This is a genomic window from Kocuria himachalensis (assembly GCF_054784195.1).
On record NZ_BAAGPL010000004.1, the window covers coordinates 57420 to 79126 of the forward strand.

Sequence of the window (21707 nt, forward strand, 5' to 3'; positions counted from 1 at the left end):
CGAGTGGTCGAGGGTCTCCCGGGTGGCGGTCGGGTCGTACTTCTGCGGGTCGTTGGCCCCGGAGCCGATCACGTAGTGGGTGTGGTGGGAGGTGTGCAGCACGACGGAGGCGATCCGGTCCGGGTCGGCCAGCTCGGGCCGCTCGCGGTGCAGCTTGCGGGCCAGGTCGATCCAGGCCTGCGCCTGGTACTCGGCCGAGTGCTCCTTGGTGTAGGTGTCCAGGATCGCGGCCTTGGCCTCGCCCGGGGCGGGCAGCGGCACCTCGTAGGCGGCGCCGGGGCCGTCCAGCAGCCAGGCGATGACCCCGTCCTCGCCCTCGTAGATCGGGGTGGGGGAGGTCTGCCCGCGCATGGCGCGGTCCACGGCCTCCACGGCCATCTTCCCGGCGAAGGCGGGGGCGTGGGCCTTCCAGGTGGAGATCTCGCCCTTGCGGGACTGGCGGGTCGCGGTGGTGGTGTGCAGCCCCTGGCCGATCGCGTGGAAGATCGTCGGCACGTCCAGGCCCAGCAGGGTGCCGATCCCGGCGGCCGCGGACGGACCCAGGTGGGCGACGTGGTCGATCTTGTGGGCGTGCAGGCAGATGGCCTTCACGAGGTCCACCTGCAGCTCGTAGCCGGTGGCGATGCCGCGCACCAGGTCGTGGCCGTTCGCGCCCACGTGCTGGGCCACGGCCAGGATCGGCGGGATGTTGTCCCCGGGGTGGGAGTACTCGGCGGCCAGGAACGTGTCGTGGTAGTCGAGCTCGCGCACCGCCACCCCGTTGGCCCAGGCGGCCCACTCCGGGGAGACCTTGCGGGTCGCGGTGTCCACGCCGTAGAGCCCCGCGCCCGTTCCGCCCGGGGTGGGCGCGTGGGCGGCCGCCTGGTCCCGGGCCGAGACGATCGGGTCCCGGTTGAGCGAGGCGATCGCCACCGAGGCGTTGTCCAGGATGCGGTTGATCACCATCTCGGTCACCTCCGGGGTGACCTCGACCGGGTCCGCGGCGACCTCGGCCATCTTCCAGGCCAGCTGTTCCTCGCGGGGCAGGTCGTCCTTCGACGGGTGAACACGCACCTGGTGCAGCACCGTGGCGGGCTTTTCGTTGACAGCAACAGTCATGGGAGTTTCCTCTCAGTTTTGGATCATCGAACGAGAGCTACGCCCTGTCAGAGGGTGCTTTCGAGTCAATGTCGGTCTAGTTCTTACGCAGATTTCAGTGCTCCGGGTCCAGCTTCGTGCCGGGGGTGCACGCCATGCTCCATGGGGCCGCCTCGGTCGTCTGCCGGGCAAATTGCGGGTACTGCACGCGGTGCTGGTGCAGGGAGCGGGTGTCGGCGTTCGGTGACCGGAAGCACTATCAGGGGGAAAATGCGACGGGGGATCTGGTCCCACGAATAGCTGAAGGGGTAGCCTTCCCAGCGCTGCCAGGACGGATTCCATTTGAAGACCTGCCCGGTGAAGTCGGCCCAGCGAGCTGTGGTGTCGGGTTCGGGATCGCCGTAGCGGATGGTTTCGGCATGGAGAAGCGTCTTGGCATAGGAGTGGGCTGGCGCACATCGGTAGGCCTGCCGCCACTGGTGTTTTTCGTCGTCGGTCAGTTCTTCCCAGGAGGTGGCGCTAGAGCCGGCCAGGAGGATGCTCCGGTAGCGGGTTACGGGATTGTCCGGGTCCTCAAATGCCGGGTAAACCGGTGGGACTATCGACATCGACGCAAGCGCCCGGTCGGAAGCGGGCCGTCCCAGAAGATCGCGCACCGGACTGCTATATGACTTCGGCACGGTTTGCTGCTCAGCTTGAAGGGTGTCGTTGGTGCTGAGACAGCGCTGAATCAGCGTCATCACTGACCGTCCTTCACCGGAGAAGACTCGTGCGCACGTGCTCGGGCCACGGGTGGGCGCGCTGACCGTCTGGGGAGAGGTTGACCACGGTGAAGGTGCCGTGGGCGACCACGGTGCGCGGCTCCGGCAGTGATTCGGGGATGATGGCGGCTTCGAAGGAGAAGGTCACGGAGGTCCGTCCCAGTTGGGCCAGCTCCACGGTGATTTCCACCTCCTGGTCGAAATAGATGGGGGCGGTGTAGTTCACCACCTGCTGGACCCGTGGTGCACGGATGAACACCTCGAGCAGACCACGTTCTTTCCACAGGGTGATCTCGCAGGCCTCGACCCAGCGCATGATCACCGAGTTGTGATGGCGGCGCCCGGCGTCGGTGTCGATCCATTCCAGGCTCCGGGTGATCGTCTGGGTCACCGGGCGGGACGTTCCTGTGGGGGGCCGCACGTCGTCCAGGGGTGTGGTGGGTGCGTTGCTCACGTGGATATCCTCACTGGTCGTAGTAGGTGTCGCGCTGGTGGAAGGCGTCACGGGTCCCGGCCTGTTGGCGTTGCTTGAGGAAGTTGAACTCGTCGTCCTCGAAGCGCAGGTTGGTTCCCAGGGTGTGACCCACGTAGCCGCGGGCGAACTGCTCGGAGCCTCCCAGACTCTCCATGGCCATTTGCCACATGGCTTTGCCCGTGACGAGCGCGTCGCGGGGGTGCTGGGCGATCCGGGTGGCCCAGTCCTCCACGGCCGTCTCCAGCTCGGCCTCCGGCACGCACCGATTGGCCAGGCCCAGGGCCTGGGCCTCACGCCCGTCGAAGGTGTCGCCCAGCAGAAGGATCTCCCGGGCGCGCTTGGGCCCGTAGAGGAGGATCTGGGTGTTCAGGTGCCAGGTGTTGCCGGCCAGCCCGAAGCGCTGCTCGGCGTGGCTGAACCGGGCCGTGTCGGTGCAGATGACCAGATCAACCAGCTCGGCCAGGTACATCCCGGCTCCCGTGCAGGTGCCGTGCACCTGGGCGATCACGGGCTTAAGCGAGAAGTGGAAGGCTTTGTAGCCCTCCCCCAGGCGGCGGTCGCGGGTCAGCCGGGAACGCTGACTGGGCCGGCGCGGCTTGGTCCCGTCGGCCTGGGGCTCCAGCCCGTAGGAGCGCACCGCGTCGTTGTAGTCGTGGCCGGAGCAGAAGCTCTTGCCGTTGCCGCGCAGCACGATCACGCGGATGTCGTCGTCGGCCTCCGCCTCGTGCAGCAGCTCGACCAGGTCGTCCAGGTCCGAGAACCGCAGGGCGTTGTGCTTCTCCGGGCGGTTGAGCACCAGATGGCCCACGGGGCCCCGCTTCTCCAAATACACAGCGTCATCGCTCATGCGCACTCCCTTCCCGAACCGGGGGACTGTCCCCACCTGCTCTAAAATACTACACTTGAGACTATTCGGTATCCTTAACTGTAAAACATCGCGTTGACGAGTCCCAGGAGAGTCCATGAGCACCACGACACAGCCCACTGAACACCCCCGCCCCCTTGCCGGCGTCCGGGTGGTCGAGCTCGCGCACTGGATGGCCGGTCCGGCCGCCGGCGGGATCATGAGCGACTGGGGAGCCGAGGTCGTCAAGGTCGAACCGCACGGAGGGGAGCCGATGCGCAACATCTGGGGCAAGATGGGCGCGAACCCTGATGCCCCCAACGGCGCGTTCATCTCCGCCAACCGCGGGAAAAAGTCCGTGGAACTGGACGTGCAGTCCGAGGATGGCCAGGACCGGCTGCACGAGCTGCTGGCCTCGGCCGACGTCCTGCTCACCAACCTGCGCCCCGGGGCCCTGGAGCGACTGGGCCTGGCCCCCGAGAAGGTCGCCGACCGGCATGCCCACCTGATCTACTGCTCACTGACGGCCTACGGGTGGGGTGGCCCCGATCAAGACAAGGCCGGCTACGACCTGGCCTCGTTCTTCGGGCGCACCGGGATCGCCCACGAGATCACCACCCAAGGCACGCCTCCGGCAGCCCTGCTCCAGGGGCTGGGCGACACGTACACGGCCATGACGGCGGTGGCCGGCATCCTGGCGGCCTTGCATGAGCGTCAGAGCACGGGGCGGGGCCGGTTCGTGGAGGCCTCCTTGCTGCGCACCGGCATGTGGGCCCTGGCCGGCGAGTTGGGGGTGCAGGCCATGGGTGGGCATCCGCGCCCGCCGAAGCCGCGCGAGCAGTGCGGCACGCCGATGTACAACTCCTATCCCACCAGTGATGGGCGGTGGTTCTATCTGGTCGGGGTGCAGGCGGACCGGCAGTTGCCCAAGGTCCTGGCTGCCATCGGGCGCAGCGATCTGCTGGAGGACGAGAGGTTCGCTTCGCCCCGGGCCCTGTCGAAGAACCGCGGGGAGGTCATCGCGATCCTCGATGAGGCTTTCCGGCAGCAGAGCCTGGAGCACTGGAGCGCGGTTTTGGATGAGCACGATGTCTTCTGGGCTCCGGTGCAGACCCCGGCCGAGGTCGTCGATGATCCTCAGGCCCATGCCATGGGGGCGTGGATCAACGTGGACGGCCACCCGTCGGTGGACTCCCCAATCCGCTTCGACCAGCTCAGCCGCCACGAGGCCCCGCGCCCGCCGAGAGCCGGAGAGCACAGCGAGGAGCTCCTGAGGGCCCGCGCCACCTGAGTCGCTCCTTCCGGCCCGGACCCCATAGGTCCGGGCCGGAAGGACCCGCACAGCGCAGTCCTGCCCCTGGCAAGTACCGCCAGAGGGAGCAGCCCCAAAGGGGGGCGCATACCGATCACGGTATGCGCCCCCCTTTTGGGCCCCACCGGGGGCTGCTGGGACGCCGGCTCAGCCCGTCACGGGGGCGTGCCACATTGTGGCCCCACCGGCCTCGAGCCACTGTCGCTGCACCTCGCGGCGCACGATCTTGCCGGAGGCGTTGGTGGGGAGATCGCCTTCGTAGCGCCACCACTGGGAGGGCCGTTCGAAGCGCGCCAGGCGCCTTTCGACGGCGGCCAGGAGGGACTCCGGGGCCACCTCAGCACCGGCGCGCAGGACCACGGCGGCCCCGACTTCCTCGCCGAGATCGGCGTGCGGCAGAGCGACGACCGCGACCTCGGCGACGTCCGGGTGATCGTGGAGGACGTCCTCGACGTGGGCGCTGGAGATGTTCTCTCCGCCCCGGATGATGATGTCCTTGAGCCGGCCGGTGATGCACAGCCAGCCCTCCTCGTCGATCCGGCCGAGATCGCCGCTGGAGACCCAGCCCTCGGCGTCGGTCAGGAGCGCCTCGTCGCCGAGGTAGCCCTCGGTGATGGTGGGGGTGCGCACCTGGATCTCACCGGAACCGTCTGCCTGAGGGTTGGCGATGCGCAGCTCCACGACGGGCAGGGCCCGACCGACGCATCCCGGGCGCCCGGCGATGTCCTTGCCCGCCCCTGCGGCCACGACCCCGCCGGCCTCGGTGAGCCCGTACATGCTGCTCCCGCCGCTGCGGACCCGGGGGAACCGCTCCGAGATCTGGCGGCGCAGGTCCGCCGAGGCCGGGGCTCCGCCCATCGGGATGGAGGACACCGAGGAGGTGTCGAAGGCCTCGAAGTCCGGGTGCTCCAGCACCCGGCTGACCATGGTGGGGATGCATCCCCAGGACCGGACCTTCTCCGCCTCGATCAGCCGCAGCACCTCGGCGGGGTCGAACTTCCCGTCGAGGAAAACCAGCCGCCCACCGGAGAGCAGCGTTGTCATGCACACCTGCACCCCCGCCAGGTGGAACAGCGGCACGGTGAGCATGGACACTCCCCCGGACTTCTCCGCCGGGATCTCATGCGGCAACCGGCCGGTGAGGACCAGGATGTTCTGGATGTTGGCGATCACCGACCGCGCGGTCATCATCACGCCCTTGGGCTTTCCGGTGGTACCGGAGCTGAACATGATGATCGACAGCGCCTCCTCATCACGCGGCCACCGGGGCAGCTCCACGTGACGATCGACGTCCTCGACGGCCCGGCGCACCGTGGCGACGTCCAGGGTCGGGAAGGGCAGGGGCCGGTCGGTGATCACCAGGTTGGGCTCGGCATCGGCCAGTACCTCCGCGGCCTCCGCATCTGCCCACCAGGCATTGCCGAGCACGGCCACCGCGCCCAGGGCGTGCACGGCCCAGAAGCACACCATCCATTCGACGGAGTTGAAGGCCAGCAGGCCTACCCGCGAGCCGGGTCCGACACCGCGCTCGGCCAGGTCATGGGCCACCCGGGCCACGGCCTCCTCGTGCTCGCGGAAGGTCAGGCGGCGGCCGCCTTGCACCAGCAGTTCCCGCCCCGCCCACCGGCGGGCGGTGAGCAGGAAGTCGGCCACTGCGGCGGGCCGCTCGGCGTAGACACGGCAGGGATGGCCGTGGACCGTGCTCTGTTCGACAGCACGCCCCCACGCGGGCGCGGTCGCCACCGCTACCTCGCTCATGACCGACCCCCGCCCACCGGTGCTGTCGCAGAGCGGTCCTTCAGAGGAGAACTCATGTCGCGTTCCTTTCTCGCGGTGGGGCGCCACACCCGCCGAAAAGCGTCGGAGCACCTGAACAGATCTAAATTTACACTATCTATGTTCAAGTTGTTAGAAGTGTATAGTATTGGTGACGTAGTCAGTCCACTCGCCCGAGGAGTTCCCGTGCCACTGTCCGCCGTTCTCGAAACCCCCAACCAGCCCCTGACCCTGCGGGAGATCGATCTCGAAGAACCCCGCACCGGAGAAGTGCGGGTCAAGATCGGTGCGACCGGGGTGTGCCATTCCGACATCTCGGTGTACACCGCCGTCCTGCCTAACCCGTTGCCCGCCGTACTCGGCCACGAAGCCGCCGGGACCGTGACCGCCATCGGAGAAGGGGTCACGGACCTCGCTCCCGGGGACCGGGTCGTGCTGACCTGGCTCGCCCAGTGCGGTGAGTGCTTCTATTGCCTCAAGGGTCAGCCGCAGCTGTGCGAGACGGCCGGGGTGGCCTTCGCCAAGGGCTCTCTGCTCGACGGCACCACCCGCTACTCGATGGACGGGGCTGATGTGTTCCAGATGGCCGGGTTGGGCACTTTCAGCCAGGAGTGCGTGGTCCCGGCTCGCTCGGCCATCAAGATCCCCGACACCATCCCGCTGACCTCCGCCGCCCTGATCGGCTGTGGTGTGCTCACCGGCTGGGGCGCTGCGGCCAACACCGCCAACATCGGCATCGGCGACACCGTCGCCGTCGTCGGCTGCGGCGGGGTGGGCCTGAACGCGATCCAGGGCGCGCGCATGAGCGGAGCCAGCACCATCATCGCCGTGGACATGCACGAAGAACGCCTCGAGCTGGCACGCACCATGGGCGCCACCCACACCCTGCAGCCCGGCGAGAACCTGCCCAAGCAGATCCGCCAACTCACCGGCGGACGCGGCACAGACGTGACCCTGGAGGTCGTCGGGCGCCAGGAGACCGTCCGGGATGCCGTGAAGATGACCCGCCGCGGGGGCGAGGTCGTGCTGGTCGGCGCCGGCGGGGACGACGTCTTCCTCAACGTCCCTGCCTTCAACGGCATGGTGATGTCCGAGAAGACCGTAAAGGGTTCCCTCTACGGTTCCGCCAACATCAAGCGCGACGTGCCTCGCCTGGTCTCCCTCTACGAGGCCGGGCTGCTCAAGCTCGACGAGCTGGTCACCGAGCAGTTCGCCTTCGACGAGGTCAACGACGCTGTCCACTACTGCCTGGACCAGAAGGGCGCCCGGGCCGTCATGGTCCTGTAGCAGGCAGGACCCGAGCACGCACGAGGAGGGGTCGCGAGGATGTTCTCGCGACCTTTTCCCGTGCCTTGAGCCCATGCCGTGATGCCAAGATGCGACCGGGAGGGAGGTCGCGGGCACTTGGGCACTTGGGCACGAAGCAGGCAGGGCACGAAGAAGGGGAGGGCGACCCAGCCCTCCCCTTCCCCATCACATGAGCAGGCCCTTGCGGGACCCCCTCAGGTGCGGGACGGCGTGTGCAGCACCTGGATCCGGGTGAACTCCTCCAGACCCCAGTGGCCGTTTTCCACGCCGATCCCGCTCCACTTGGCTCCGCCGAACGGGATGTCCGGGGAGAGCGCCAAGTGGTCGTTCACGAAGGCCGTGCCGGTGTGCAGCCGCTGGGCCACCTCCTGGGCACGGCCGATGTCCGAGCCCCACACCGAGCCGGAGAGTCCGAACGTGCTGTCGTTGGCCCGGCGCACCGCCTCGTCCACGGTGTCGTAGGCCATGATCGGCATGACGGGGCCGAACTGCTCCTCGTCCACGATGCGCATGCCCTCGTGGACGTTCGTCAAAACGGTGGGCTCGAAGAAGTAGCCGTCGCCCTCGCGCCGCGCTCCACCCGCGACGGCGGTGGCACCGGCCTCGAGGGCCTCCTCTACGAGCTCGGCGACCCGATCAAACTGCGCCTTATTCTGCAGGGGCCCCAGCTGGGTGCGCTCGGTAGTGCCCGGGCCCATCCGCACCGCGCGGGCGCGTTCGGCCAGCAGGCCGACGATCTCGTCGTGTCGGGAGCGGGGCACATAGACGCGCTTGATGCCGGCGCAGATCTGGCCGCAGTTGATGAACCCGCCCCAGAAGACACCCTTGAGGATCTGCTCGGGCTCGGCGTCCTCGAGGATGATCGCGGCGTCGTTGCCGCCCAGCTCCAGGGTGAAGCGCTTGAGGTCCTCGGCCGCGGCGGCGGCCACCTTCTTGCCGGTGACCACGGAGCCGGTGAAGCTGATCTTGGCGATACCGGGGTGGGTGCTCAGCCGAGCCCCGAGGTCGTCGCCTCCGCTGACCACGCTGACCACCCCGGGGGGCAGGACCTGCTGGGCGAGCTCGCCTACGAGCAAGGTGCTCAGCGGGGTGTACGGGGAAGGCTTGACCACCACGGTGTTGCCGGCGCGCAGCGCCGGCCCCACCTTCCAGCCCAGCAGCAGCAGGGGGAAGTTCCAGGGGGTGATCGCCGCGACGACGCCCAGCGGGCGCCGCATGACCCGCACCGACACGTCCGGCCCGGCGTCCACGGTCTCCTCCGGCAAATCCAGGTCCGCAGAGGCCCGCAGCCACCGGGCCGTCTCGGAGACCTCGTAGGCGGCCGCCCCGAGCGGCTTGCCCTGCTCGTCGGTGAGCACGGCGGCGATCTCCTGGACATGGTCGTCCAGGACGTCGGCGAGCCGGCGCAGCGCAGTGATGCGCTGCTGCTCATCGGCACCCCAGGCCGGCAGGGCCGCTTCGGCGGCCCGGACCGCCACCTCCAGCTGCTCGGGGGCGCACTGCGGGGCGCGGGCGAACTCAGCGCCGGTGGCCGGATTGATCACCCCGAAGCTGTCCGCGCAGGAGGTGGTCTGCCCGTTGATGGTCATCGAATAGGTCCCGGTGAGGGTGGTCGAAGAAGTCATGTGATCCCGCCTGTTCGGGCCGCAGGTGCGGCGCGCCGTCAGTTACCCCATACATTACAGAAATAATGTTCCATTTGCTATATTTGTACAACAAGCGACGGCGGGGCGCATACGCGACCTGCCACCACCGGAGGAACAGTCATGGAACTGAAGGTCACCAAGTACGAGATCGCCGACAACGGGATCGCCACCGTGTGGTTCGCCCGTCCGGGCCGGGCCAACTCCTGGACCGGGCGGATGCACGACGAGTACCGATGGATCTGCGCCGAGCTCGATGCCGATCCTGCGGTGCGTGTCATCGTCGTCACCGGGGAAGACCCCGTTTTCTGCGGCGGTGCCGACTTCAAGGCCCTGGGCCACTACACGAAGACTGATCACTACGACCCGGGTCTGTCCGTAGAGGCCCGCAACCCTGGCTACGGCGTCGATGAGGCCTATGACGCGGACATGGCCTGGCAACTGGGGATGAGCAAGCCCATGATCGCCGCGGTCAACGGCGCCTGTGCGGGGATCGCGGTGGCCATTGCCGCGTTCTGCGACCTGCGCTTTGCCGTGGAGGACGCCAAAATCACCACGGTGGCCCCCAAGATCGGCCTGCCAGCCGAGTACGGGCTGTCCTGGATCCTGCCCCGGCTCATAGGCGTCACCCACGCCGCGGACCTGATCCTCACCGGTCGGGTCGCCACGGCCCGGGAGCTGGAGCACACGGGGCTGTTCAACCAGGTCCTGCCGCGGGAGGGCTTCATGGACGCGGTCTACGACTACGCCCAGCACTTCCTGGCCACCTCCCCGACGGCGGTGACCACCGCCAAGCGCCAGCTCTGGGGCGACCTGCTGCAGCCCAGCCCTCGCGTGGCGGTGGAGGCCAGCAAGGAGGAAATCGGCCGCCACATGCAGCTGCCCGATTACCAGGAAGGGGTCGCCGCTATGATGGAACGGCGTCTGCCGAACTTCGGTGCAGCCGGGAATCCCCTGCCTTCCCAGGTGGGCTGAGCGGTGCGCGGCCCCGGATCGGCGCAGAGAGCCTGCACGGCGCCTGCAGCAGGAAGGCGACCCGACCGATGACCGATATCCAGGAGACCCTGGAGGCCCCCGCGCCCCACATGCCGCTGTCGTTCTCTCCTAGTGCCCGGAGCCTGCTGCGCACGGTGCTGGGCGAGATGGTCTGGAAGGCCGGGAGTGACGGCGCCTGGACCGCCTCCATCGTGGAGACCCTGGGACATCTTGGCGTCGCCGAGCAGGCGGCCCGGCAGGCGATCGCCCGGGCCGCGGCCGCCGGGTGGATCGAGCAGGAACGCCACGGCCGTTCCGTGCGGTGGCGGCTGACGCCCCGGGCCAATCAGATGTTCCGTGAGGGCAGCGCCCGCGTCCGCTCCCTGGCCGACCCCTTCGGTGACTGGGACGGGCAGTGGGCCCTGTTGCTCATCACCATTCCGCACACCCACCGCGCGGCGCGCAAGAAGCTCTACGCCGGGTTGGGCTGGGCCGGCTTCGGCAACCCCGCCCCCGGGGTGTGGATCAGTCCCCACCCTGAGCGGACAGCCGACGTTGCTCCGCTCATTGCCGAGCTGGAGCTGGCCGACAACACGATGTCCCTCACCGGGCACCTAGGAGACGTAGGGCTGTCCATCGAAGAGGTCATCCACCGCGCCTGGGACCTGGAGGGACTCCGTGTCCGATACGAGCGGTTCCTGGCCTGGTTGCCCGACAGCACTCCCCTCACGGACGCCGAGCTGCTGCGCCAGCATCTACTGGTGACCGCGGCCCTGCAACGGGTCCCTGCAGAGGATCCGCAGTTGCCCGAGGGCGTGCTTCCAGGGTGGATCGGCCGCCGTGTGGCCGCCCGTTGCGAAGAGCTGCGCCACCAGTGGCAAGCCGACGTCCAGGAATCCTGGCGAAAGCTCGAAGAGCAGTCCCAGCCCTGACGGCCCACGGCATAGCCTGAGGGGCCCGACCGGATCACTCCGGTCGGGCCCCTCTCCTTCTGCGACCCTTGGTCCGGGCGAGAGGGCTTCAGGATTCGACGACGAACTCCACCCGCTCGGGACCGCGGGCCTGCCCGGTGGTCCACTCCACGACCGCCCCGTCCGCCAGACGGAAGTGGGGCAGCTCCGCCAGCCACTCCTCCAGAGTGATCCGCATCTCCAGCCGCGCCAGCGTGGAGCCGAGGCAGCTGTGCAGTCCCGCGCCGAAGGTCATGTGCTTATTGCGTGCCCGGTCGAGCTTGACCTCCTCCGGGTCCTCGAACTGCTTCGGATCACGGTTGGCGGAAGCGAAGGGAAGCAGGACCCGCTGACCGGTATCGACACGCCGGCCCTGGACCTCGATCTCCTCGGTGGTCAGGTGCCCCACTGTGACCGGGGCGTAGAAGCGCAGGAACTCCTCAATGGCCGTGTGCAGCAGCTCCGGCTCATCGAGCAACCGCTGCCGGTCCTGATCGTGGGTCGCCAAGTGCCACATCGTGGCCCCGATGGCGCTCCAGGTGGTGTCGGCCCCGGCCAGCAGCACCAGGAATCCGGTGCCGATCCGGTGTTTGCGGCTCAGCGGCTGCCCGTTGAGCTCGGCCCGGTTCAGATAGCTCAGCAGGTCGTCCCCGGGATTGCCGGCGGCCTCCCGCTCCTGCAGCAGCCGGTCGATGTAGCCGATGATCTCCGACACCGCGCTAGCGCGCACACTCTGGTCCTTGGGCCCGACCCGGATCATCTGCACCACCCAGTGGGTGATCTGCTCCGCATCGTCCACGCCCAGGATCGAGGTGAGCACCTTGAGGGTCAGCGGCTGGGCGTAGTCCTCGATGACATCGCCGTGGCCCTTGGCCTTGATCGCCTGGATCAACCGCTTGGCCTCGGCGCGGATCGCCGGCTCCATCTCCTCCACCCGGTTAGGGGTCAGAAAGGGCATGAGCACCGATCGGTGGTCCTTGTGCTCGGGGGAGTCCGAGGTCAGCGGCGGCATGAACAGCTTGCCGCTGACCTCCAGGGGCCCGGCCACTTCGGTGGCCTTGTGGGTGAACCGTTTGGTGTCGCGTGCCAGAACGCGGATGTCGTCGTAGGTGGTGGCCATCCAGGAGCTGCCCCACTTCTCGGAGTGGGCCACCGGGCAGGCGGACTCCCGGATCGCTCGGTACTGTTCGTGAGGATCGGTGGCGAAGGCCTCCGAGAAGATGTCGTAGCCGTCGAAGGGGCACTTGGGTCCAGGGGTATCGATGCGCTCGGTCGACAGACGCTCGTTCAAGGTGTGCTCGGTCATGGTGTCCTCCTGCTGAGTGGTCGGGTTCTGCGAACACGAACGGGTCGGTTCCGGAGCGGGTCAGTCCGAGACCAGCTGCTCGCGGAGCTTGAACTTCTGGATCTTCCCGGAGGCGGTGACCGGGAAGTCCTCCACGAAGCTCCAGATGGCGGGCACCTTGTGGGCGGCCAGCTGGGCCTTGCAGTAGGCGCGCAGATCCTCGGCAGCAGGCGTCTCCGCGTCCGGGTGCAGCTTGAGCACGGCACCGACCTGCTCGCCCCACTTCGGGTCCGGGACCCCCACGACAACGGCTTCGCGCACCGCCGGGTGCTCCTCGATGAGCGCTTCGATCTCGCGCGGGTAGATGTTCATGCCGCCGCGGATGATCATGTCCTTGAGCCGGCCGTTGATGGAGAGGTAACCGCGCTCATCCATCACCCCCAGGTCGCCCATGTGCAACCAGCCGTCCCCGTCGATGGTCTGGGTGGTCTGCTCGGGCATGTTGTAGTACTCGAGCATCACCTGGTAGCCGCGGCAGCACACCTCCCCCTGGACGCCGATCGGCACGGGCTCACCGGTGATCGGGTCCGCGATCTTAACCTCCAGGTGGGACAGGGGCTGGCCCACGGTCTTCGACTGGTCCTCGGGGTCATCGGTAATCCTGGTCTGAGAGATCACCCCGTGCATCTCCGACTGGCCGAAGAGGATGGTGAAGTCGCACCCCATCGCCTGCGCGGTCCGACGGACCAGAGCCGGGGAGACCGCCGAGGCCCCGGACATCATGGTCTTGAACGAGCTAAGGTTCCGGGTGGGCCGGTCGGGGTGGTCCAGGACGCCCAGGAGCATGGTGGGCACCAACAAGGCGTGGGTGCCGCGGTAGGCCTCGACCAGCTCCAGGAACAACCCGGGGTCGAAGTTCATGACCACGTACGTCCCGTGCATGGCCACCACCCCCAGGGAGGTCACCGCCCCGCCGCCCACGTGGTACATGGGCATCGCGTTGACATTGACGTCACCGTCGGCCATGCCGGCGCGCAGCGCCACCAGGTGCGCCTCGTTCACCACGCCCTTGTGGTGCAGCAGCGCGCCCTTGGGGAACCCGGTGGTTCCGGAGGTGTACTGGATCTGGATGGGGTCTGTGGGGTGCACCTCGGGCAGCTCGGTGCTCAGGTCCGCGGCCTCCAGGAAAGCCTCCCACTGGGAGGACCGCACCTCCAGCTGCAGCTGTGGCAGCTCCGGGCGGATCTGTCCCACGATCTCCCCCAGGTCCGTGCCCCGGTACTGATCGGCGTAGAAGATCGCCGAGGCCCCGGACTGATTGAGGATGTATTGCAGTTCCCGGGCGCGGTAGGCCGGGTTGATCGGGACCGTGATCATGCCGGCCAGGCTGATGCCCTCGTGCAGGATCACCCAGTCCGCGCTGTTGGGCGCCCAGATCGCGACCTTCGTGCCCGGGGCGAACCTGGTCAGCAGCGCGTGGGCCACCTTCTCGGCGTCACGCAGGAAATCGGCGTAGGTCCAGGTCCGCCGCTGAGCAGGATCCGGGACCCCGTCCACCAGAGCCAGACGGTCCGGCACTGCCGCCGCCGCCTCCCGCAGGAGCCCGCCGAGGGTGATGTCACGGATCGTCTCATCGACGTGCTCGGGCCAGTAGGAGGTGGTCAGTGCTGTCTGCGTAGTGGGCATGTCGTCTCCCGACTGAAGTGGAATCAGGGCGCTCCGCAACCGGAGCGGACGGCCGCAATCCCACCGCGGGGCGGCCTGTGACTGTCATCACCTTAAGTAGTACATTAAAAGTGACTCAATTGCTAGATCTGTATAACTTCATTCGTTGACCCCAGGAGCACCCCGTGCAACAGACCATCACGACCCAACCGGTCCCCTACTTCCACGGCACCCCCGAAGTGGCGTTCGGCATGGAATCCGTCTCCACCCTCGGCTCCACCGCCCAGGGCTCGATGCGCCCCGGGGCGTGGGCGGCCCGAGCGGACGGGCGGTTGCACCAGGGGTGCATCGGGGTCCTGGTGGACAACGTCACGGGGTACGCGGTGCTGACCGCCCGGGCCGGGGACTACTGGGCGGTCTCCTCGGCCATCAGCATCGACTTCCACGAACCGCTGGCCGCCGACACGGAAAGGATCCGGTGTGCTGCCTCCCTGGACCACCGCTCGGGCGGCTGGGGACACGCCAGTGGACGGGTCACCACCGACACCGGGGACCTGGTGGCCACGGTCAGTCAGCGATTGCGCTTCGTTCCAGGATTCCCCGCCGGCCGCAATGAGCCCGACGAGCCGATCGGGACCCCCTCGTCCCTGCCGGGACTGGATTCCCTCCTGACCGTGACGGACGCACGCGCCGACAAGGTCGATTTCCGCCTGTCGCCTGTCCCGGGTATGCGCAACCCCATTGGGACCTTGCACGGCGGGGTGGCCCTGTGCGCCTCCGACCTGGCCGCCCACCAGGCATGGGCGCTCTCCCCGGAGCACCCCGGCGAGGCCTTTCACACCTCATCGATCCGGATCTCCTACCTGCGCCCCGGAGACCTGGAGGGGGGCTTGACCCTCAACGTCACGACACTGCACGCTTCGCGCTCCGTGGTGCTGGCCGACGTCCAGCTCCGCAACCCAGGCGGTGAGGTGGCCACCCGAGCGCTGTGCACGCTCCACCGATCCGCCACCGATCTGTAGTCCTCAGATCGGGACACCCGGGCTGCCCTGGTCACAGCACGGCCCGGGCAGCCCTGCCCGGGAAATGCATGTTGCGCCGGGGAGACGTCGATCTTCGACAGGGCAGTATCTCCACAGGCCCCGGACCTTGCTGGACGCCAGCCCCGGGCCTCACGTGGCAGCGACGTGACGGCATGAGGGGGGAGGGCGTTGCCCTCCCCCCTCATGCCGTCCTGGGATGTGCTGGGACTGCCCGCTCAGGCGGGCTGGGCCACTCCGGCGTATCGGGCGGCCAGGGAGGAGAGGATGTCCGCCGCCTCCTGAGCCATCTGCGGGACGAACTCGGCAACACTGACCAGACTCTGGATCTCGGCGGCGACCTGACCGGTCAGCACGAGACCGCCCTCGACGTCGCCGTCGGTCTGGGCGGCCTGCATACGGTCGATTTTCCACTGGATCTGCTCGACGGGGTTCATCCGCCCCGCTTCCCCCAGATCGTGGGACTCGGCGAGGAGCTGCTGGGAAGCAGCGTTGCGCAGCCCGCGGCACGGCCCGTACACCCCGTTGAAGGCGACGTCGTCACCTTCTTCGGCATCAAGGAGAGCCTGCAGGTAGGCGGGGTGCCAGTCGGAGTTGTCGTGGGTGGTGATGAACCGGGTCCCCATGGCCACCCCGTCCGCGCCCATGGCCAGTGCGGCAGCCAGGCCCTTCGCGTTTCGGGCGCCTCCGGTGAGCAGCACCGGAATGTCCACCGCGTCGGTGATGCTGGGCACCAGGACGTAGGTGTGCACGGCCTTGCTGGGGGCGTGCCCGCCCATCTCGAAGCCGGCGGCGATTACCACGTCGGCACCGGCCTCGGCCGCTTTGACCGCTTGCCGGGTAGAACCAACCTTGTGCTGATGGATCATCCCGGCCTCCTGGATCATCCGGCCATAGGGACCGAAGAAGCCCGCCGAGGTGGTCATCACCTTGATCCGCTTCTCGAGCTCAGGCTCAGCCTCCCGCGCCTCGATGACCGCCCGGATGTAGACGTCGGTGAAGCCCAGGATCTCCCCGGTGCCGTCGATACCCACGGGGATGTTCACGGCGAAGTGACGGTCCGTCAAAGAGGCGCACTCCTCGAGGTGCTCACGCAGCAGCTTGGCCCCGTCGGCCAGATCATCGGGGAAGCCCGGCATGGACACTGTTCCCAATCCCCCTGCATTGGAAACCGCCGCCGCAAGCTTGGGGGTGCGGAAAGGACCCAGTCCTTCCTGGACGATGGGGTGGTCGATCCCGGTCAGGCGGGTGTAGCGATTCTCGAGCGGATTCACGGAAACTCCTAGATAGTGCCGTCGTGGCAAGCCTTTTTACGGCCGTGGCCCCTGGGTGGCGATTAAGGCATTGTTTGCGGGCGCGGAGTGCCCCTTTGGGCAGTCTCCGCACAGTTCCTCACGGGTGGTGGCGAACCGGTCGCCGCCCAGGGAAGCATTAGATGCCGCGAAGAGTCCGGCAGGGGGCTACGGATCTCCGCAGCCCTCGCCGCATCGCTGGACCCGCTCTGGATACGCCTGTGGATTCAGATGCGAGCCATCGTGGGTTGGCATGTCCGCGGTGTTCGCCGACGTACCTTCGAAACATGGGCGCGTAGCCCGCGCCCATGTTCCGGGGGCGGCGAAGGTGGACGTATGTCAGGAGGCCAGCGAATGGACGATGGTCTGGGCTTCAGCCATCATCTGCGGGATGAAGTGCGCAACGTCGATGCTTTCCCGGATCCCGGAGGCCACCTGCCCGGACAGCACCAGTCCGCCATTGACGTCGCCTTCGATTTGGGCACGCTGCATGAGGCCGATCTTCTCTCGCACCCGCTCGAGGTCGTTGCCAGATCCGGCACGGTGCAGGGACCCTGTGAGGGAGAACTTATCGGTGGCGCTATTGCGCAGTGCGCGGCAAGGCCCGTGCACGCCGTCGAAGGCAACGTCGGAGCTCTCCTCGGCATCCAGCACGGCCTGCCGGTAGGCGGGGTGCCAGTCCAGGTCATTGCTGGCGATGAAGCGGGTACCCATGGCCACACCGCTAGCCCCGAGACACCAAGCCGCAGCCAGGCCCCGACCGTCACGGAAGCCCCCCGTGAGCAGCACCGGAACGTCGACGGCCTCGGTGATGTTGGGACCCACAACCATGGTGTGCATGCCGCTGGCCGGTGCATGCCCGCCCATCTCAAAGCCGGCAGCAATGATGACGTCGACCCCGGCATCCACCGACTTCACGGCCTGCCGGGTGCTGCCCACCTTGTGCTGGTGCACCAGGCCCGCCTGGTGGATCCGGTCGACGAACCTGCCCGGGAATCCTGCTGAGGTCGTAATGGCACGGAGCCGGCCGCGGACCTCCGGGCTTTCCTGCTGGACCTCCAGGATGGCCTCGATGTAAACGTCGGCATCGGGCAAGGGCTGCCCGTCCGAGTCCACGCCGACGGGGATGTTGACGGCGAAGGACCGGGTGGTCAGGCTCGCGCAGAGCCGGATGTCCCTCTTGAGCACCTCGGCGCCCTCAGAGAGGTTCTCGGGGATGCCCGGCATGCTCACAGTGCCGAGGCCGCCGGCCTGGGAGACCGCCGCGGCCAGTCGCGCGGTCCCGAAGGGCCCCATTCCCTCTTGCACGATGGGATGGTCGATGCCGAGGAGCTGGGTGTAGTGCCTGTAGTCCACAATGGTCTCTTCTCTACTTGATCTCTTCGAGATGGTGGCTCCGGCGTTCTTCCGCTCGGTAGATGGCGATGACTGTGATGGCGATCGTCAGGGCCCACACGACGCCCAGAGCCATGGTGCTGCCGTTGGCGAACACCACCAGGCCGGCGGCCGCCAACGGGGCCAGACCACCGCCGATGATTGAGGAGAACTGGTAGGACAGGGAGGCTCCCGTGTAGCGGACCCGGGTGGGGAACTGCTCCCCCACGAAGGCCGCGTACGGGCCGAACATGAGCCCCTCGACGGCCTGCGCCCACACCACGGCCAGCGCATAGAGCCAGACACTACCGCTGTCGATTAGCCAGAGGAGGGCAGGTACCGAGAGCAGGATCAGCACGGCGCCGGTCAGCATCACCTTGCGCCGGCCCAGCCGGTCGCTGATCTTGGCGCTGATCACAGTCGAGACGACCAGGGCGATGGACCCGGCGGTCGTGGCCAGCAGAGCATCGGTCCGTTCCACACCGGCCTCGATGGCACGGGAGAGACCCCAGACCGTGGTGACACCGGCGATGGCGTACAGGCTCATGCCGGAGAGCACAGTGGACAAGAGGTTCTTGCCGTTGTGCTTGAACATCGCCACGAGCGGGACGTCGGTGGCCTCAGTCTTGTCCATGTTGGCGAAGACGGGGGTCTCGGTGACCGAGCGACGGATCAGGTATCCCACACCCAGCAACAGCACGCTGAACAGGAAGGGGATCCGCCAGCCCCAGGAGACGAACTGGTCTTCCGGCAGCAACGAAACCAAGGCGATGGCCAGGGTGGCGAAGATGCCTCCCGCGGCGGCCCCCATGTTGGCGAAGCTCGCGGCAAAGCCCCTCTTCTCGGCCGGTGCGTGCTCGAGGACCAGCAGCATCGACCCGCCGAGCTCACCGCCCACGGCGAAGCCCTGCAACAGTCGCAGTGTGACGAGCAGGATCGGCGCCATGACCCCGATCGTGGCGGGGCTCGGGATCAGCCCGACGAGCGTGGTGGAAATGCCCATGAGCACCATGGAGGCGATGAGGACTTCTTTCCGGCCGTACTTGTCGCCGAAGTGCCCAAACACGGCACCTCCCAAGGGACGTGCCAGGTATCCGGCGGCCAGCGTGCCGAAGGACGCAAAGACGCCGACCGCCGGGGGCAGGTCGTTGAAGAAGACCTGGCTGAACACCACTGCCGAGGCGGTGGCGTACAGGAGGAAGTCGTAGTACTCGATGAGATTGCCGAAAAACGCCGAGGCGATGATCCGCCGCATGCTTTTGGTGTTGAGACTGGTGTTCTCCGCATCGGGGGTCCCGACGCGGTCGAGTCCGTTGACGTGCGTCATGACCTACCCCTTGGTGTTGGATCGGGTCGCCAGCGTCTGCAACTCTGCATTCGCCGCCGACTTCTGCACTGCAAATTTCTGGATTTTGCCGGAGGCAGTGGTGGGCATCTCCTCGGTCAGGAACCACTTGTGGGGAACCTTGGGTCGGGCCAGCTCCCGGCGGCACATCTCCCGCAGCTCCTCCGCCAGCTCTGTGCTGGCGCCGGGGGCCGGCGTGATGACGGCGGCCACGATCTCCCCCCACTCCTCGTCGGGAAGCCCGACCACGCACACACTCTCCACTGCCGGATGTCGGGTGAGGACCTCTTCGATCTCTCGGGGGTAGATGTTCTCCCCGCCCCGGATGATCATGTCCTTCAGCCGTCCGGTGATGCTGATCAGCCCGTCATCGTCCATGGTTCCCAGATCACCGGTGTGCAACCATCCCTCGTCGTCGATGGTGGCGGCGGTGGCATCGGGCTGGTCGAAGTACTCGATCATCACCTGGTATCCCCGGGCACAGATCTCCCCCACCTCCCCCGGAGCCACCAGGGTGCTCGTCCCGGGGCACACGATCTGGACCTCCACCCCCGGCAGCGCACGCCCCACCGTGGTCAGGACCTGATCCCGTGGCGCATCCAAATCCGTCTGGGCGATGATGCCGTGGAGCTCCGTCTGCCCGTAGTGGACGCCGAGGGTGCAGCCGAATGCCTCAGTCGCTCGTTGGATCAGGGACTCGGGAACGTTGGTTCCCCCGGAGAGGACCAGCCGGAGGCAGGAGAGCTTCCTCGAGACGTCGTCCCCGGCGGCGAGCAGGCGGTGGAGCATGGTCGGCACCAGAACGCAGATCCTGCCGTGGAAGGTCGCAACCGCGTCCGCGAAACGGGCGACGTCGAACTCCGGCAGGAGCACGTAGGTTCCGCGGCGGTTGTAGACCGCAAACGGGTAGATGCCGTTGCCGCCGATGTGGAAGAGGGGCATGCAGTTGACCCACACTTCGCCCTCGACCATGCGGGAGCGGTCGGCGACCATGCGGGCGGCATTCACCATGCCGACGTGGTGCAAAACCGCTGCCTTGGGCCGGCCGGTGGTCCCGGAGGTGAACTGGATCTGGCACGCCGCACCGGGATTCACTGGCGGGAGGGCAACGGTCTCGCCTCGACCCCTGGCCACGTACTCCTCCCAGTGGTTCAGGTCGTGGGTCAGCCTGATCGCCGGGACGTCCCCCCGAAGCCTTTCGGTCCCCTGGATCATCGAGTAGCCGCGGTACTGGCCGTTATGGAAGAGCCCGGCCATCCGGGACTGACGGACCGCGTACAGCAGCTCGTCGTACTTGTAGGCCGGGTTCACTGTTACCAGGGTCAGCCCCGCCAGGGCTGCGCCGTACTGCAAGATGAGCCACTCCGCCCTGTTGGGCGCCCAGACGCCCACGCGGTCGCCCGGTCGGAAATCCTGGAGCAGGGCGGCGGCCGCCTCACGGGCGTCGCGCTCCAGCTCCTGATAGGTCCACCGGCGGCTGGATCCTGGCCCCGCTTCGACATCGATAAGCGCCACCGTGTCAGGAACATCGGCCGCGGCCTCGAAAAGGACGTCCGTGATCGTCTTGTGTTCCAGCAGGAGACCTGCTACTGAAATCCAGCGGGAGGGCAGAAGAGATGTCATGGCGCGACCTTCGGCGTTGAGCGACTACCACATTCGACAGATGTGTTGTGCGAGTATCTACAAATGTAGAATGTTTGGCGCTGTGCTGTCAATCACACATTTAGACGCGCCAGCTATGGATTCAGACGCACGCAGATGCCGGGAGGCGGCTCATCCCCGAACAAGACACCCAGCCCCCTAACACCAGAGGCCTTCCACCTTGGGGCACCGTGGGCGACTCGGTGGCCTTTTGGGGGCAGCTCGGCGTGGACCTTGCTCACCCCGTACACCCCATAGTTGTCCGCGTGCACCGTGGCGATGACCGCGGTCGTGGCCGCGTCGCTGATTGAGCGCGCTGATGGCGGCCGGGTCTTGGCGGCGTAGTAGGTGCTCGGGGCGACCGGTAGGACCTTACAGATCAGCTCGACCCCGAATTCGCCCTGGTGGGCGTCGATGCAGGCCACTACCTGTGGTGTGGGTAGAACAGGCTCTGCCACGAAGAAAGCCGAGGCCGACCGCAGGATAGCGTTGGCTCCGCGGAGTTCCCGAACTTCTTTTTCCAGCTCCGCCAACCGCTGGGCGTCATTGGTGGTGGTTCCCGGCCGGTATCCCCCGTCGACCTCGGCCTGTCTGACCCAGTTCCGCAGCGTCTCCGGATCGATCCCCAGCTGCTGCCCGATCCGCGCCAGCGCCCCGGCCTTCGTCGCCGGGTCCCGCCGAGCCTCCACTGTCAACGGCAGGCGAAAGCTGACCCCTTTTCGGCAGGCGGATTCAACAGCTCGTCGCAACACCGATGTTCTTCAGCATGACAGCTTCGCGGTGAACACGGTCGCTGGAGTCGCCCATCCGAGCACCTTCCGCGGACGGGTGTTGAGCAGCTGCTCCACCCGGGCGAGGTCCCCGGGGGTGTAGACGCTCAGGTCCGTGCCCTTCGGAAAGTACTGGCGCAGCAGTGGAGTGGTGATCGCTATCCGGGCCTTACG

General features: G+C 67.5%; 18 protein-coding genes, 1 pseudogene and 1 other annotated feature. Of the genes and pseudogenes, 5 read left to right on the forward strand and 14 right to left on the reverse strand.

Going from position 1 to position 21707, the window contains the following annotated elements; genetic code table 11:
* The 4 genes from ACYVM4_RS03245 to ACYVM4_RS03260 form a co-directional block, all read right to left on the reverse strand.
* On the reverse strand, nucleotides 1-1098 hold a 1098-nt coding region (locus ACYVM4_RS03245; protein ID WP_460667658.1), incomplete at its 3' end, for an MmgE/PrpD family protein.
* Nucleotides 1099-1181: 83 nt separating this feature from the next.
* Entirely contained in the window at nucleotides 1182-1820 is a 639-nt protein-coding gene (locus tag ACYVM4_RS03250) for a hypothetical protein (RefSeq protein ID WP_460667659.1), read from the reverse strand.
* A gap of 10 nt (nucleotides 1821-1830) precedes the next feature.
* Nucleotides 1831-2292 carry an acyl-CoA thioesterase gene (locus tag ACYVM4_RS03255; protein WP_460667660.1) on the reverse strand — a complete coding sequence of 154 codons (462 nt, stop codon included), beginning with the start codon at nucleotides 2290-2292 and terminating at the stop codon, nucleotides 1831-1833.
* 10 nt (nucleotides 2293-2302) lie between these two features.
* Entirely contained in the window at nucleotides 2303-3160 is an 858-nt protein-coding gene (locus ACYVM4_RS03260; protein WP_460667661.1) for an enoyl-CoA hydratase/isomerase family protein, read from the reverse strand.
* Nucleotides 3161-3275: 115 nt separating this feature from the next.
* On the opposite strand from ACYVM4_RS03260, the gene ACYVM4_RS03265 reads away from it, so the two are divergent.
* Nucleotides 3276-4448 carry a CaiB/BaiF CoA transferase family protein gene (locus tag ACYVM4_RS03265; protein ID WP_460667662.1) on the forward strand — a complete coding sequence of 391 codons (1173 nt, stop codon included), beginning with the start codon at nucleotides 3276-3278 and terminating at the stop codon, nucleotides 4446-4448.
* Between the two features lie 168 nt (nucleotides 4449-4616).
* Here ACYVM4_RS03265 and ACYVM4_RS03270 read toward each other — a convergent pair whose 3' ends face one another.
* Nucleotides 4617-6227 (reverse strand): class I adenylate-forming enzyme family protein, encoded by a 1611-nt coding sequence (locus ACYVM4_RS03270; protein WP_460667663.1) that lies wholly within the window; start codon nucleotides 6225-6227, stop codon nucleotides 4617-4619.
* Nucleotides 6228-6431: 204 nt separating this feature from the next.
* Between ACYVM4_RS03270 and ACYVM4_RS03275 the strand changes: the two genes are divergently transcribed.
* Complete coding sequence (locus ACYVM4_RS03275; RefSeq protein ID WP_460667664.1) at nucleotides 6432-7532, forward strand: Zn-dependent alcohol dehydrogenase; 1101 nt, start codon at nucleotides 6432-6434, stop codon at nucleotides 7530-7532.
* Nucleotides 7533-7747: 215 nt separating this feature from the next.
* Here the strand turns inward: ACYVM4_RS03275 and ACYVM4_RS03280 are convergent, their stop codons facing one another.
* The gene (locus ACYVM4_RS03280) at nucleotides 7748-9178 is read right to left on the reverse strand and encodes an aldehyde dehydrogenase family protein (protein ID WP_460667665.1); all 1431 of its coding nucleotides are present in this window, start codon (nucleotides 9176-9178) and stop codon (nucleotides 7748-7750) included.
* A gap of 141 nt (nucleotides 9179-9319) precedes the next feature.
* On the opposite strand from ACYVM4_RS03280, the gene ACYVM4_RS03285 reads away from it, so the two are divergent.
* Complete coding sequence (locus ACYVM4_RS03285) at nucleotides 9320-10171, forward strand: enoyl-CoA hydratase-related protein (protein WP_460667666.1); 852 nt, start codon at nucleotides 9320-9322, stop codon at nucleotides 10169-10171.
* Between the two features lie 68 nt (nucleotides 10172-10239).
* Complete coding sequence (locus ACYVM4_RS03290; protein WP_460667667.1) at nucleotides 10240-11103, forward strand: PaaX family transcriptional regulator; 864 nt, start codon at nucleotides 10240-10242, stop codon at nucleotides 11101-11103.
* An 88-nt stretch (nucleotides 11104-11191) separates the two neighbouring features.
* On the opposite strand, the gene ACYVM4_RS03295 is transcribed toward ACYVM4_RS03290, so the two are convergent.
* Both ACYVM4_RS03295 and ACYVM4_RS03300 read right to left on the reverse strand, forming a co-directional pair.
* The gene (locus ACYVM4_RS03295) at nucleotides 11192-12427 is read right to left on the reverse strand and encodes a cytochrome P450 (protein ID WP_460667668.1); all 1236 of its coding nucleotides are present in this window, start codon (nucleotides 12425-12427) and stop codon (nucleotides 11192-11194) included.
* Between the two features lie 60 nt (nucleotides 12428-12487).
* Entirely contained in the window at nucleotides 12488-14092 is a 1605-nt protein-coding gene (locus ACYVM4_RS03300; RefSeq protein WP_460667669.1) for an AMP-binding protein, read from the reverse strand.
* 164 nt (nucleotides 14093-14256) lie between these two features.
* Between ACYVM4_RS03300 and ACYVM4_RS03305 the strand changes: the two genes are divergently transcribed.
* Nucleotides 14257-15093: a PaaI family thioesterase gene (locus ACYVM4_RS03305; protein WP_460667670.1), complete on the forward strand. Its 837-nt coding sequence runs from the start codon at nucleotides 14257-14259 to the stop codon at nucleotides 15091-15093.
* A 236-nt stretch (nucleotides 15094-15329) separates the two neighbouring features.
* On the opposite strand, the gene ACYVM4_RS03310 is transcribed toward ACYVM4_RS03305, so the two are convergent.
* The 6 genes and pseudogenes from ACYVM4_RS03310 to ACYVM4_RS03335 form a co-directional block, all read right to left on the reverse strand.
* Nucleotides 15330-16385: an NAD(P)H-dependent flavin oxidoreductase gene (locus ACYVM4_RS03310; protein WP_460667671.1), complete on the reverse strand. Its 1056-nt coding sequence runs from the start codon at nucleotides 16383-16385 to the stop codon at nucleotides 15330-15332.
* Nucleotides 16386-16742: 357 nt separating this feature from the next.
* On the reverse strand, nucleotides 16743-17759 hold the full coding sequence (locus tag ACYVM4_RS03315) for an NAD(P)H-dependent flavin oxidoreductase (RefSeq protein WP_460667672.1): 1017 nt from the start codon (nucleotides 17757-17759) through the stop codon (nucleotides 16743-16745).
* Nucleotides 17760-17772: 13 nt separating this feature from the next.
* The gene (locus tag ACYVM4_RS03320; protein WP_460667673.1) at nucleotides 17773-19104 is read right to left on the reverse strand and encodes an MFS transporter; all 1332 of its coding nucleotides are present in this window, start codon (nucleotides 19102-19104) and stop codon (nucleotides 17773-17775) included.
* Between the two features lie 3 nt (nucleotides 19105-19107).
* Nucleotides 19108-20745 carry a class I adenylate-forming enzyme family protein gene (locus ACYVM4_RS03325; RefSeq protein ID WP_460667674.1) on the reverse strand — a complete coding sequence of 546 codons (1638 nt, stop codon included), beginning with the start codon at nucleotides 20743-20745 and terminating at the stop codon, nucleotides 19108-19110.
* 113 nt (nucleotides 20746-20858) lie between these two features.
* Nucleotides 20859-21452: a transposase gene (locus ACYVM4_RS03330; protein WP_460667693.1), complete on the reverse strand. Its 594-nt coding sequence runs from the start codon at nucleotides 21450-21452 to the stop codon at nucleotides 20859-20861.
* Nucleotides 21117-21231, reverse strand: a sequence feature (AL1L pseudoknot). Its footprint overlaps the gene before it by 115 nt.
* Nucleotides 21453-21495: 43 nt before the next feature.
* Nucleotides 21496-21686 (reverse strand): annotated as a pseudogene (locus tag ACYVM4_RS03335) (IS30 family transposase); the annotation flags it as partial.
* Nucleotides 21687-21707 lie beyond the last annotated feature (21 nt).